The 13,437-nt window shown below is 66.2% G+C and carries 10 protein-coding genes; 5 read left to right on the forward strand and 5 right to left on the reverse strand.

Features of this window, described 5'->3' with window-relative positions:
* Window positions 1–77: 77 nt before the first annotated feature.
* Window positions 78–458 carry an SHOCT domain-containing protein gene (locus tag BHE01S_RS26145; protein WP_042268938.1) on the forward strand — a complete coding sequence of 127 codons (381 nt, stop codon included), beginning with the start codon at window positions 78–80 and terminating at the stop codon, window positions 456–458.
* An 88-nt stretch (window positions 459–546) separates the two neighbouring features.
* On the opposite strand, the gene BHE01S_RS26150 is transcribed toward BHE01S_RS26145, so the two are convergent.
* Window positions 547–873 (reverse strand): RcnB family protein, encoded by a 327-nt coding sequence (locus tag BHE01S_RS26150; protein WP_042268939.1) that lies wholly within the window; start codon window positions 871–873, stop codon window positions 547–549.
* Window positions 874–1,283: 410 nt separating this feature from the next.
* On the opposite strand from BHE01S_RS26150, the gene BHE01S_RS26155 reads away from it, so the two are divergent.
* The 4 genes from BHE01S_RS26155 to BHE01S_RS26170 all read left to right on the forward strand — a co-directional run bounded on the left by BHE01S_RS26155 (window position 1,284) and on the right by BHE01S_RS26170 (window position 9,024).
* Complete coding sequence (locus tag BHE01S_RS26155; protein WP_245639866.1) at window positions 1,284–2,489, forward strand: efflux RND transporter periplasmic adaptor subunit; 1,206 nt, start codon at window positions 1,284–1,286, stop codon at window positions 2,487–2,489.
* Between the two features lie 12 nt (window positions 2,490–2,501).
* Complete coding sequence (locus tag BHE01S_RS26160) at window positions 2,502–5,690, forward strand: multidrug efflux RND transporter permease subunit (RefSeq protein WP_042268941.1); 3,189 nt, start codon at window positions 2,502–2,504, stop codon at window positions 5,688–5,690.
* A complete protein-coding gene (locus BHE01S_RS26165) occupies window positions 5,683–7,155 on the forward strand; it encodes an efflux transporter outer membrane subunit (protein ID WP_042268974.1) in 1,473 nt (490 codons plus the stop codon). The genes BHE01S_RS26160 and BHE01S_RS26165 overlap by 8 nt, the downstream gene beginning before the upstream one ends.
* A 147-nt stretch (window positions 7,156–7,302) precedes the next feature.
* Window positions 7,303–9,024: a dihydroxyacetone kinase family protein gene (locus BHE01S_RS26170; protein WP_042268943.1), complete on the forward strand. Its 1,722-nt coding sequence runs from the start codon at window positions 7,303–7,305 to the stop codon at window positions 9,022–9,024.
* A gap of 78 nt (window positions 9,025–9,102) precedes the next feature.
* Here BHE01S_RS26170 and BHE01S_RS26175 read toward each other — a convergent pair whose 3' ends face one another.
* From BHE01S_RS26175 to BHE01S_RS26190, 4 genes are all read right to left on the reverse strand, one after another.
* Window positions 9,103–9,837: a metallophosphoesterase family protein gene (locus BHE01S_RS26175; protein ID WP_042268944.1), complete on the reverse strand. Its 735-nt coding sequence runs from the start codon at window positions 9,835–9,837 to the stop codon at window positions 9,103–9,105.
* 163 nt (window positions 9,838–10,000) lie between these two features.
* Window positions 10,001–10,315, reverse strand: coding sequence for a high-potential iron-sulfur protein (locus BHE01S_RS26180; protein WP_042268945.1), 315 nt, complete (start codon window positions 10,313–10,315; stop codon window positions 10,001–10,003).
* A 19-nt stretch (window positions 10,316–10,334) separates the two neighbouring features.
* The gene (locus BHE01S_RS26185) at window positions 10,335–11,534 is read right to left on the reverse strand and encodes a c-type cytochrome (RefSeq protein WP_042268946.1); all 1,200 of its coding nucleotides are present in this window, start codon (window positions 11,532–11,534) and stop codon (window positions 10,335–10,337) included.
* 95 nt (window positions 11,535–11,629) lie between these two features.
* Window positions 11,630–13,357 carry a methanol/ethanol family PQQ-dependent dehydrogenase gene (locus tag BHE01S_RS26190; protein WP_042268947.1) on the reverse strand — a complete coding sequence of 576 codons (1,728 nt, stop codon included), beginning with the start codon at window positions 13,355–13,357 and terminating at the stop codon, window positions 11,630–11,632.
* Between the last annotated feature and the right edge of the window lie 80 nt (window positions 13,358–13,437).

The following is a 13,437-nucleotide window of genomic DNA, read 5'->3' on the forward strand; positions in this document are numbered from 1 at the left end:
GCACACGGTGTCGCCATCGATGTCCGTATCAGTGTGCGGTTGCCGTTTTACACACGCAAAACCGACGGAGGCGATTCATGATCTTCGCAAATGGCTTTACGTTTTCGAACTTTATTATCGATGCGTTTTCGATATTCATGTTCATTCTGTGGTTCTGGCTGTTCATCACGATCACGAGCGACCTGTTCCGTCGGACCGATATGTCGGGCTTCCTGAAGATCGTTTGGGTGATCTTTCTGATTGTTTTGCCCTATATCGGCATATTTGCCTATGTCCTCACGCAGGGCAGAGACATGGCGCATCGCAACCAGGAACGGGCGCAGAAGGCGCGCGAAGAACTGCGCCACATCGTGGGCTACAGTGTCGCGGACGAAATCGAGAAGCTCGACAAGCTGAAAACGACAGGCTCGATTACCGACGACGAGTACAAGCGCCTGCGCGCGCGGCTCGTCGATTGAGTGAGGCAGCAGGCATGGCAACCCTCCATGCCTGAGTCATGCCGCAACCGCGCGGGCTGCGGCAACGCAGCCCGTCACGTCATTCCGGTCATTCGGTACCCGAAACGATCTTCGAGATCCTCCAGTTGCTTCTCGTCACCAGCACGTAGTCGCCATTCACGCCAAGCCATTGCTGGCCGCGCTTCGGGGCGTCCAGGTTATGCGATTTCCAGTCGTTCATCACAAAGTTGTAGTGCCGGTACTTCGAGGGAACCTGTTGGCCCTCGTGCCAGTCGCGATGCGGCATGGTCGGCATGACCTGCTGGCGGCCTGTCCCCTGGCTTTGATCCTCACCGGATGTGCCTTGCGCCATTGCGGACGAGGAGACACCGACGAGGAGCGCAGCGATGACTGAGAGGACGAATTGGCTTTTCATGATTCGATCTCCGGTGGCAAGAAGATGATTGACTTCGCCATGACCTATGGCTTCTTCGGTTATAGAACATCCCGAAAGCCTTGATATCCAACTGTGCGAACGTGCCCTTAAAAGCGTCTGGGAAAAAGGCAGGAAAACGAACGAATATGGCGGTGTGAATAAGGGTGGAAGCGTCTATCCATAGTAGTAAACGGAATTCCGACTTCAAGTAATTTACGAGTGGTTGAATTTGTGGCGTTTTTGCGTAATTCCCGTGAATGCATGAAAGCGCTGTTTGTTAGATAACGATTGAAGCGTTATGCGCATTTCGTGCGCGTGTGCATCGGCGGACTGCGCACATCGGGGGCCGTAATTCGCAGTTTGAGTGAACATCGCAATGATCCGGTCGCGTACTGCGCAATGAGCCGTTCATGGCGCGCGCGTACCGTCTCTATTTTTCGGTGGAGCCTCGCGTGCCAAACTGCGAACCCAGACGCTGTAGACCGTGGCTGATCGGCATTGCGGCTATGCTGCTGCTGGCGGGCTTCGGATGCCGCGACCGGCAAGCCCAGAGCGGCGCAGCGCCACCGCCTCCCAGCGTGCTCGTCGAAACGGTTGCGGCGCAATCCATTCCTCGTGTGATCGAACTGCCGGGGCGCATTGAGGCGATCCGCTCTGCGGAGGTGCGCGCCCGCGTGGACGGTATCGTCGAGCGGCGGCTCTTCGAGGAGGGCACCGACGTGCGCGCCGGCGCGCCGCTCTTTCTCATCGATTCGCGCGACTACGAGGCCGCACTGCAGCAGGCCCAGGCGGCGCTCAACCGGGCTCGGGCCGTGCAGGGCAATGCGGCTTCCGAGGTTGCGCGCTTCAAGCCGCTGGTGGCGCGCCAGGTCGTGAGCGCCCAGGAATTCGAGGCCGCCACGGCCGCACTGCAGCAGGCCGACGCGAACGTTGAGGATGCTCGCGCCGCGGTGACGCTTGCGCAGCTTCGCCTCGATCGATGCACGGTTCGCGCGCCGATCGCGGGCCGTGTGGGACGCGCGCTCGTCACCGAAGGCGCGCTGGTCAGTGCGGCCGGCGCGACCTTGCTCACGCAGGTCAACCAGTTAACGCCTGTGAACGCCGTTTTTACGCAGTCGAATATTTCGTTGCTGGAAGTACGCAAACAGATCGCGTCGGGCACGCTCGCTGCGCCCGCCGCCGACCGCGCGCAAGTGTGGCTCACACTCGCGAACGGCGACGACTACGGCGAGCCGGGTGTGCTCGACTTCACCGATCTCGTCGTCGATCCTTCCACCGGGACGCAGGTGCTGCGCGCGCGCTTCAACAATGCGTCGCGCATCCTGTTGCCGGGGCAGTTCGTGCGCGGGCGCATCGTGATCGGCACGATACCGAATGGCCTCGTCGTCCCTGCGCGCGCGGTGCAGTTCGACAACAACGGCGCGAGCCTTTCGCTTGTTGCCGACGACGGCACCGTCGTGCGGCGCAATGTCGTGCTCGGCCCGCAGGAAGCGGGGCAATGGGTCGTCAAGGATGGGCTGGAGCCGGGTGAGCGCGTCATCGTCGACGGCTGGCAGAGGGTGCAGCCGGGGCAGCGTGTGGACGCCCATCCCTTCGCCGCGCCGGGCCACTCCTGAGCGGCGCGCCCCATGAACCGGTTCTTCGTCTACCGCCCGGTCTTCGCGTGGGTCGTCGCGCTCTTCGTCACGCTCTTTGGCGCCCTCGCGCTCATGCTGCTGCCGGTCGAGCAGTACCCCGACGTCGCGCCGCCCTCGCTCTCGATATCGGCGGTCTACAGCGGCGCCGACGCGAACACGCTGGACCGTACGGTCACGTCTATCATCGAAGACGAGATGAACGGGGTCGACAATTTCCTCTACATGTCGTCGCAGAGCCGCTCGAACGGCACGGCGCAGATCACGCTCACGCTCAGGCCCGGCACCAATCTCGACGTCGCCCTCTCGCAGGTCCAGGACCGCCTGAGCCGCGTCGAGCCTCGCCTGCCGCTGGAGGTGAGACAGGTCGGCGTGAGCGTCACGAAAGCGTCGTCGGGCTTTCTGATGCTCGTTGCGCTGCAATCCGCCGATGGTTCGATCCCGGCCGTCGAGCTGGGCAACTTTGCCGCCAATAACATCGTCAACGAATTGCGCCGCATTCCCGGCGTCGGCGACGCACAGCTGTTCGGTTCGTCGTATGCCATGCGGATATGGATCGATCCGGAAAAACTCGGCAGCTTCGGTATTTCGGCTAACGAAGTGATGACGGCCATCCAGGAGCAGAACAGCCAGACTGCGGGCGGCAGCCTCGGCGACCAGCCCATTGCGCCCGGCGCCGAACTCAATGCGCAGATCGTCATGCGCGGCCGGTTTTCGACGCCCGAGCAGTTCCGCGAGGTGATCGTGCGTTCGAACCCGGATGGCTCCACGGTGCGGGTGGGCGATGTCGCACGCGTGGAGCTGGGCAACGACAGCTATGGCTTTCGCTTTCGCGTGAACGGCAGGGAGTCCGCCGGGATTGCCATCCAGCTAGCGAGCGGCGCGAACGCGCTGGCCGTGGCGAACGCCGTCCGGCAGCGTCTCGCGCAATTGCAGCCGACGTTCCCGAAGGGCGTGGCGTGGGTCGTGCCGTTCGATACGACGCCGTTCATCACGACCTCGCTGAGCGGCGTGCTGCGCACGATGGTCGAGGCGCTGCTGCTCGTGACGGTCATCGTGTTCCTCTTCCTGCAGCAATGGCGCGCGACGCTCATTCCCACGCTGGTCGTCCCGATTGCGCTGATCGGCACATGCGCGGGCATTTATTTGTTCGGACTCTCCATCAATCTGCTTTCGTTGTTCGCCATGGTCGTGGCGATCGGTATTCTCAACGACGACGCGATCGTGGTCGTGGAAAGCGTCGAGCGCGTGATCCAGGAAGAGGGCTTGAGTTCGCGGCGCGCGACCGTCAAGGCTGTCGGGCAGATTGCGGGCGCCGCCGTCGCGAGCACGCTCGTGCTCATTGCGGTGTTCGTTCCCATGGCGTTCTTTCCCGGCTCGACGGGCGCGATCTATCGCCAGTTCTCGGTCACGCTCACCGTCTCGATCTTTCTCTCGACCCTGCTCGCGCTGACGCTGGGCGTGGCCATGTCGGCGGCGCTGCTGGGCAGCAGGAGGAAGTCCGGTGACGGCCCAGGCAAGCCCGCCGCCACGCACTGGCCGGCCCGCATGCAGCAGCGCGTGTTCGATGCGTTCAACCGCGGCATGCAAACCGCCACCGAGCGCTACGTGCTGGCCGTGCAGGCCATGCTGCGCAAACCGGTGCGTTGGCTCGTCGTATTCGTCGTGGTGTGCGCGGCGACCGGGTTCCTCTTCACCCAGTTGCCGCGCGGTTTTATTCCGGGCGAGGACCAGGGGCACATTTTCGTCGCGTATACGGCGGCGCCCGGCGCGACGGCGCAGCGCACGCAACAGGTCGTCGACCAGGTCGAGGCGTTTCTCCGGCAGCAGCCGCAGGTGCGCAATATCGCCTCCGTCACGGGATTCAGCTTCTTCGGCCAGGGGCAGTCGGCGGCGATGTCGTTCGTCGACCTGAAGCCGTGGGCTGAGCGGCCGGGCGCGGCCAACTCGGCGGGGGCGCTGGTTGGGCGCGCGAACGCGGCGTTCCGCAATATTCCTCAAGCGCTCGTCTTCGCGCTCGATCCGCCGGCCATCCCCGCACTCGGCAATGCGAGTGGCTTTACGATGAAGATACTCGACCGCAGCGGCGTGGGCGGCGCCGCGCTGCAGCAGGCGAGCGCGCGCATGCTGGCGGAGGCGGCGCGCAGCCCCTTGGTGGTGGGCGTGCGTCCCGACGGTTTGCCGCCCGCGCCGCAGCTCTATGTCGATATCGACCGCGTGAAGGCGCGCGCGCTGGGGCTGCAGATCGGCCAGGTGAACAGTGCGCTCGCACTCGCATTCGGCTCGAACTACGTGAACGATTTCGTCTACGAGGGGAATGTGCTGCGCGTGCTGATGCAAGCCGACGCCGACCAGCGCATGCGGCCCGAGGATATCGGCGCGCTGCGGCTGCGCAACAACGTCGGCGAGATGGTGCCGTTCTCGGCGTTCACGAGCGTGCACTGGAGCGCGGGGCCGCAGCAGGTCGAACGCTACAACGGCTTTCCCTCGGCCACGATCTCGGGGCAGGCGGCGCCGGGCCGTTCGAGCGGCGCGGCGCTCGCCGAAATGGAGCGCATCGCGAACCACGTTCTTTCCGGCAGCCTGACCTATGAATGGACCGGCACGGCGTTCGAGGAACAGCAGGCAGCCGGGCAGATCGGTGCGCTGCTGCTGCTTTCCTTCGTCGTGGTGTTTCTGCTGCTTGCCGCGCTCTACGAGAGCTGGGCGATTCCCATTGCCGTGCTGCTCATCATTCCGCTGGGCGTGCTGGGCGCGGTGCTCTTTACCATGGCACGGCGTTTTTCCGCCGATATCTACTTCAATATCGGCCTCGTGACCATCATCGGCCTCGCGGCGAAAAACGCCATCCTGATCGTGGAATTCGCGCTCAAGGAGGAGGCCTCGGGCAGCGATACGGTGAGCGCGGCCGTGAACGGCGCGCGCCAGCGCTTGCGGCCGATTCTGATGACGAGCGTGACCTTCGTGCTCGGCATGCTGCCGCTCGTGCTCGCCACGGGCGCAGGCGCGGCGGGCAGGCAGGCGGTCGGCACGGGCATCATGGGCAGCATGCTCACGGCCACGCTGTTCGGCGTCTTCTTTACGCCGGTGTTCTACGTGGTGGCGCGCCGGTGGTTGAGCCGCAAACGCACGCACGACGATGACGAAGAAGGCGCGCGGCCTGCGGGAGCGCACGATGCTTAAGACTGCAAGGCGGTGGGCGAGCATCGCGTGCCTGACGCTCGCGTCGTGCAACTTCGCGCCGCGCTACCAGCAGCCGGAGGTGCCGATTGCGCAAGGCTACGCGAGTGCGGATATTGCCGTGCCGGGCGGCGAGCGTCTCGCTTCGGAGCTGACGTGGGAGGCGTTCTTTCGCGACCCGGCGCTCAAGCAGCTGATCGCCATGGCGCTGGCGCGCAACCGCGATCTGGCGGCATCGGTTGCGCGCATCGAGCAGGCTCAGGCGCTCTATCGCGTGCAGCGCTCCGCGCAGTTTCCACAAGTGGCTGCGGGCGCGGACGCAACCCGCACCAAAACGCCGCTCAACTCCATCGAGCCCGAACTGCCCGACAACACCACGTCGATTCACTTCAACCAGTACAGCGTGCAGGTGGCCGTCACGTCGTTCGAACTCGACTTCTGGGGGCGCGTGGCCAACCTGAGCGAGTCGGCGCGGCGCAACTATCTGGCGACGCTGGAGGCCAACGAAGCATTTCGTCTCTCGCTCATCAGCAATGTGGCGGCGACCTACTATGCCATCCTCTCGGGCAACGAGGGCATCGCCCTCGCGCAGCACACGCTTCAAACGCGCCAGTATGCGTTGGAGGTCGCGCGGCTGCGCCTCGAAGCGGGCGCGACCTCGCTCATGGACTACGAGCAGGCGCGCATTCTCGTCACGCAGGCACAGACGCAGCTTGCCGAGCTGCAAAGAACGACGGGCCAGCAGCGCGATCAGTTGGTTGTCCTGATAGGCGGGCCGTTGCCGGACGCCGCGGACATGACGCAGCGCCACGTGCTGGCCGACGCCGACCAGTTCGGCCCGCTCGACGCGGGCCTGCCTTCCTCGCTGCTCGCGCTGCGCCCCGACATTCGCGCAGCCGAGCAGTCGTTGCGGGCCGCCGACGCCGATATCGGCGCTGCGCGTGCCGATTATTTCCCGCGCATTTCGCTCACGGGCAATTTCGGCTACGTGTCTCCCGAGCTGAGCGACCTGTTCGTGCCCGGCAAGCAGGCGTGGCTCATATCCGGGTTCGTCACACTGCCGATCTTCGATGCGGGGCGCCGCAGCGCGCAAGTGCGCCTGTCCGAAGCGCACCAAACCGAACTCGTGGCGAACTACCAGAAAACCGTGCAGGTGGCGTTCCGCGAAGTGTCCGACGCGCTGATCGCGCGCCAGCGCCTGCAGGAGCAAATCTCGGCACAGGAGCGCGCGGTGGCCTCCGAGTCGCGCCTCGCCGAGGCGGCACAACTGCGCTACGAGAACGGCATTTCCATCTATCTGGAAGTGGTCGATGCGAAGCGCAGCCTGTTCGCGGCGCAACAGCAGCTGATCCAGCTGCGCGCGGCGGCGCTGCAAAACGGTGCATCGCTCTATGTCGCGCTGGGAGGCGGGCAGGACGCGCCCCGCGCCGGGCACGCGGGCGAGGCGGCCAGGGCCGCCAACCCGTAGCCGCGCGGGTCGGGCGCCGCACATCCGGAGCGCATTCGACGCCCGTGCTTCAATACGCCCATGGCGTGAAGGGATCGCGCGGTCCGCCGGTGTAGCCCCTCGCGTCTGCCCCTCGTTTTGCCCCTGTTACTCGTTCAAGGGATTCACATGAAGAAACTCGTCAACGACCCGTCGTTGGTGGTGCGTGAAATGCTCGAGGGCATTGCGCGCACTGCGCCGCATGTCGCCGTGCTCGGCGACGAAAACGTGCTCGTTCGCAACCCGTTGCCCAGCCCGCCCGAGCGCCCCGTCGCGGTGATTTCGGGCGGTGGCAGCGGCCACGAGCCCGCGCATGGCGGTTATGTCGGACAAGGCATGCTGAGCGCGGCCGTGTGCGGCGAAGTGTTCACGTCGCCCTCCACCGACGCCGTGCTGGCCGCGATTCGCGCGAGCGCGGGTCCGAACGGCGCGCTGCTCATCGTCAAGAACTACACGGGGGACCGGCTCAATTTCGGTCTCGCAGCCGAACTGGCGCGAGCCGAGGGCATTCCGGTCGAAATCGTCATCGTGGCCGACGACGTATCGCTGCGCGGGCATGCGCAACGCAATCAACGGCGCGGCATCGCGGGGACGGTGCTCGTGCACAAGATCGCAGGCGCGGCGGCGGCGCGCGGCGATGGGCTGGATCTCGTCGCCGCGATGGCACGCAGCGTGGCCGGGAATCTCGGCACGATGGGCGTGGCGCTCGACGGTTGCACGCTGCCCGGTGCGGAGCAGGCCGGCTTTCGCCTGGCCGACGACGAAATCGAACTCGGCATGGGCATTCACGGCGAGAAAGGCGTGGCCCGCACGGTGCCGATGGCGGCGGCCGAATTGACGGAAACGCTGCTCGCCAACATCGTCGAAGACCTGGCGTTGAAAGGCGGCGAGCGCGTGGCGCTGCTCGTGAACGGACTGGGCGCGACGCCCGCGATGGAACTGGCGATCATCATGCGCGACGCATTCGAGAGCCTGAACCGCCGTCATGTGACGGTCGAGCGGGCGTGGACCGGCACGTTTCTCTCGGCGCTCGACATGCCGGGCTGTTCGATCTCCGTGTTGCGGCTCGACGATGCGAAGCTGCCGCTGCTCGACGCCGCCACCGAAGCGCGCGCGTGGCCCGGCCCCGGCACGGTCAACCGGCATATCTGCATCGAGCCTGCGTTTTCGGCAGCCGATGCGCGCGCCGAGGCGGGCGCGACGCCTGCGGACGCGGCGGGCGTTGCATGGGGGCGGCGTCTAAAGCCGGCGCTCGATGCCGTTGCGCACGCATTGATCGAGAACGAAGCGATCTTCGCGGACCTCGATTCCCGAGCCGGCGACGGCGACCTGGGCGCGAGCATGCAGCGCGCCGCGCAGGCGATGCTCGCCGTGCCGCAAAGCGCGCTCGGCACGCCGGGCAGCGCGCTCGCCGCGCTCGGCACGGCATTGCGCCGCGCGATTGCGGGCAGTTCCGGGCCGTTTTATGCAACGGCGCTGCTGCGCGCCTCGCGCACGCTTGGCGAGAAAACGCAGCCCGACGCGCGCGATTGGGCGGCCGCCATGCGCGGCGCGGCCGAGGCAATCAGCGAACTGGGCGGCGCGAAGCCCGGCGACCGCACGATGCTCGATGCGCTCGTACCCGCCGTCGATGCGCTGGAAAACGCCTTGAAGTCGGCGCACCCCATGGGCGAGGCGTGGGCGCTGGCGGTGAGCGCCGCGGAGTCCGGTGCAAAAAGCACGGCGAACATGACGCCGCGCGCGGGCCGGGCAACCTACCTCGGCGCGCGCGCGATCGGGACGCCCGATGGCGGGGCGGCGGTAGTGGCGTGCTGGCTCAAGGCCCTGCAGCCGCATATCGGCGCGGGGTGAGGGGCGGGTCGCGCAGCCGCCAGATCGTGGCGACGGTGCAGACCATCGATGCGCGGCGCCCAGCATTGGCGAAAACGCTCAGCAATACCCGGTGCGAAGCGCCGCTGCCCAGTCGGGCCGGCCATTGGCGGCAGCACGTTCGGCGGCCGCGTGCCAGTCGTACTCCACGGCGCGAAACGCCACCTCCCAGCCGCGCGGGGTACGGGTGACGCTCGCGTAGCGCGCGTGCGGCGTGCCCGTTTCCATGCGATGCGCAAACGGATGCGTGTCCTCGTACGCGGGCAGGCCGACACTGCCCGGGTTCACGATGAAGCGGCCGTCGGCGAGCTGCATCGAGCGCGCGAGATGCGTATGGCCGCACAGGATCAATGCCGCCTCGACTTCGGCCGCGCGGCGTCTGACCTCGCCATGCGTAGCCGTTCGGCATCCGCTTGCCGTGACGGTTTCGAGGAAATAGGAGAGGTCGTCCTGCGGCGTGCCGTGCACGAGCAGCACGTCGCTTTCGAGCCAGAGCGTGGCAGGCAATGCGCCGACCCATGCCAGCTGTGCTTCGCTCAGCGCGCCGCGCGCAAAGCGGTCCGATGGCCCCATGCGGGCGCAATCCGCGCCGAGCAGCTGTCTTTCGTGGTTGCCGCGAATGGTAGGCAACCCGAGCGGCATCAACCGGTCTGCCGTTTGCGACGGATAAAGCGGGCCGGAGAGGATGTCGCCGAGATTGACGATCACGTCCGCGCCTTGCCGCCCGATATCGTCGAGCACCGCTTCGAGCGCGGGCAGATTGCCGTGAATGTCGGAAAGCGCCGCGATTTTCATGGTGCGAACGGAGGCTGGCCGCGAAAGTCGTGAATTGGCCGATTCTGGACGATTCGCCACCCGGTGTCCACGGGCAATCGTTTGTATTTGCAGATTGCATGGATCCATCAAGCCGGCTCATTGCGCTATGAGCGCGCGGGATGGCGCGCGCTCAGGTGTGTCCTCAGGCACGCTGCGCGTAGACGTTGCACCAGCCATCGGCGGCGACGCTCTTGCCTGGGAACATCGGGCACGCGCCCGAGGCGTCGGCCGCCGCGCCGGCATAGAAGCGGCAAGTCGCGCAGCGCTGACCCGCTGCGTACTTCGGGAACTTGCCTGCGTCGACGCTGCTGGCTTTGGCGCGATAGCCGAGCGCCTTGGCGGTGGGGTCGTTCTCGTCGACGAGGGGCGGCCCGGCGAGTGCGCGCCCGGCCGTGGCGAGCGCGGCGCAAAGGCCGGCGGTGTGAAGGATGAAGATTCTGCGATTGCGGGAGATCATGCTGGTTTCCTGGGTTGTGTTAGTGGCGCGGTCCGGCGTTCAGCGGCGTGGTCGACGATTGCGCGGCGTCGGAAGTCAGCTTCGCGTTGCCCGCGTCATAGCCGTTCGTGTAGAGCAGGAAGGCCATCAGATCGGCGTACTCCTGATCGCTCATCTTGCCCGGGCGGTCGGCCGGCATGTTGGTCGACATGTACTGGTAGATGCCGCCGATGGTCAGATGCGAATTCGCAGCCGGGGCGAAGGCCGGCCCGCTCAGCGCCGGCGCGGTGATGCCTTCGAGTTGCGCGCCGTGGCATTTTGCACAGGATTCCGAATAAAGATGCTCGCCGTGCTCGACCTGTTCGTGATCGAATGCGGGCGCGTTGCCGCCAGCGGTCGCGGAGACCTTGATGAAGGCGCCTCGGCTGTCCATGGCTGCGCGCTGATATGAGACCTTCGTGCTTTCGCGCGAGGCGCTCGCGGCGCTTTCCGGCAGCGTCCAGCCGCGCGTGAGCGCGGCGAGACGGCCGTCTTCGTTCATGCGCGCGAGGGCGTTGTCGATGCGCGTTTGCAGCGCACGCATGCCGGACCCCGAAGCGAACACGAGATGCCAGTCGGCATACGGCGAAGCCGCCGCCGCGACCGCGAATCGATGCTGCGGATGCGCGCGCTGATAAGCCACGACGGCCGGATACCAGACGATAGCGCGCTGCGCGCGCCCTTTCGCGACCGCGTCGACGGTCAGTTCGGAGGTGTTCTCCAGGTCGAAGCGCGCGTTTTTTTGCTGCACGGCGATGAGTTGCGACGGACTGGACCAGGTCGCCGCGACCGTTTCCTTGCCGTCGGCGGCGGGTGCGCTGGCGCGGGGGTGGCGCAGCGTGACGCTGACGTAGCCCGAGCGCAGGTAGCCTTGCGAGAAAATCATCTGCGAGCCCGACGCGTCGGCGACGCTCGAGCGTGGGAAGCCTGCCACGAGGTCGCAGTCGCGGCCCAGCGAACTGGCGAGTTCGTGAGCCGAGATGCCGTCGTCGCCGCCGTCGTCGATGCCGTGGGTGACGAACGTTGCGGCCACGCCGGCGGTTTTCAGCACGGCGCGCGCGACGGCCTGGTCGAGCGCGGCTGTGGGGCTGCCCGGCAGCGTGCAAACACGCACGGCGTTTTCCGCAGCATGAGCGCTGATATGCGCGCCGCCGGCCGCGAACGCGGCGGCCATGGCGAGCCAGGTGATCCGGATGTTCATGATCGTGTGTTCCAGTGAAGTCGGGGCCGCACGCAAGCGCGGGTGGCTTGCGCACATGCGTGCGGCGGAAGGCGGGAGCGTCGTTCAGCCCTGGTTCAGCCCCGGTCCAGTGCGAACACGTAGAGCGTGCCGCCGCGCGGGACATCCTTTGCCACATCGGCCATCGGGCCGCCCCAGATCGGATTCGCGCCGCCGTAGCCCGCAAGCACGGCGACGTACTCCTTGCCGTCGACTTCGAACACGGAAGGCTGCGCGACGATGCCGCTCGCGAGTTGCGGGCTTTCCCAGAGCACCTTGCCGGTGGCGACGTCGAACGCATAGAGATGGCCGTCGAGCGAGCCGCTGAACGCAAGACCGCTGGCCGTGGTCGCTACGCCGCCGTTCCAGGGCATCTTGCTCCAGTGGCCCCAGAGCTTCTTGCCGGTATTCACGTCGATGGCCTGCAGTTCGCCATAGCCTTCGCTGCCCGGTTCAGGCTTGATTTCGAAGCCCTCGCCGAGATAGGGCAGGCCTTCCATATAGCTCACCGACTTGCCCGAGAGGCTCATGCACGCGTGCAGCGAGGGCACCACGGCGATGTGGCGCTCCGGATCGTAGGACACCGACCACCAGTTCTTGCCGCCCAGGAAGCTCGGGCAAGTGTCGATCGTCGTGCCGGCCTTCGGGTATTTCGACGGGTCCTGAACCGGCTTGCCGTCGTCCGTGTAGCCCGTCACCGAGGTGGCCTTGACGAATGGCTCTGCGTAGATCAGCTTGCCCGTTTGCCGGTCGATGGCGTGGAAGAAGCCGTTGCGGTCGGCGTGGATGATGGCGTCGTAATCCTTGCCCTTGTACTGGATGTTCGCGAGGATCGGCGTGTTGACGCCGTCATAGTCCCACGTGTCGTTGCTCGTGTACTGGTAATGCCATTTGAGCTTGCCGTTCTTCGGGTCGAGCGCGAGCAGCGAATCGGAGTACAGATTGTCGCCGGGACGCAGCGCGGCGAGCCACGGGCCGGGGTTGCCCACGCCCCAGTACAGCGTGCGGCTGGCGGCGTCGTAGGTGCCGGTGAGCCACGCGGCGCCGCCGCCGTGCGCCTGCATGCCGTCGGGCCAGGTTTCCGCGCCTTTTTCGCCTGAGCCCGGAATGGTGTAGCGCTTCCACACGATCGCGCCGTCGTCGGGGTTCAGCGCGGCGATGTAGCCGCGAATGCCGTACTCGCCGCCCGAGGTGCCCACGACGATCGAGCCGTCGAGCGCGAGCGGCGCGAGCGAGAACGCGTAGCCGAGGCCCGGCTCGAACATCTGCTTCTTCCAGACCAGGTTGCCGGTTTTCGCGTCGAGCGCGGCGATCTCGCCGCTCAGCATGGCGATATAGACGTTCTTGCCGTACAGTGCCACGCCGCGGTTCACCACGTCGCAGCACGCGGTCTTGAACGACTCCGCGCCGAGCTTCGGCTCGTATTTCCAGAGCTGCGCGCCGGTCTTTGCATCGAAGGCGTAGACATTGTCCTTCGGCGTGCTGACGAAAAGGTAGTCGCCGTTGACGATCGGCGTCGCCTCGAAGCCCTGTTTCAGCTCGGCGGGAAACGCGTAGCTCCACGCCTGTTTCAGCCCGGCGACGTTCGACGCGTCGATCTGCTTGAGCGGCGAATGCGACTGGCCGCTGTAGCTCCGATAGTACGTGAGCCAGCCCGGGTCGCTTTGCGCGCGGGTCAGGCGGTCATAGGTCACGGGCGGATAGTCCGAGGCGGCATCCACGGGGCCCGCGTTCAAGGACATCGCCGCTGCGATGGCCATTGCGCAGGTCGCAAGCCGGCTTGCCGCAGCCGAGCGTCTCTTCATCTTCGTCTCCTGAGTATTGTCGATGCACGGCCGGGAAGCGGTCAGGCTGGATGCGCGGGGGATGGGGCCGGTCCGGGTGC

The organism is Paraburkholderia heleia NBRC 101817 (assembly GCF_000739775.1).
Classification (GTDB): domain Bacteria; phylum Pseudomonadota; class Gammaproteobacteria; order Burkholderiales; family Burkholderiaceae; genus Paraburkholderia; species Paraburkholderia heleia.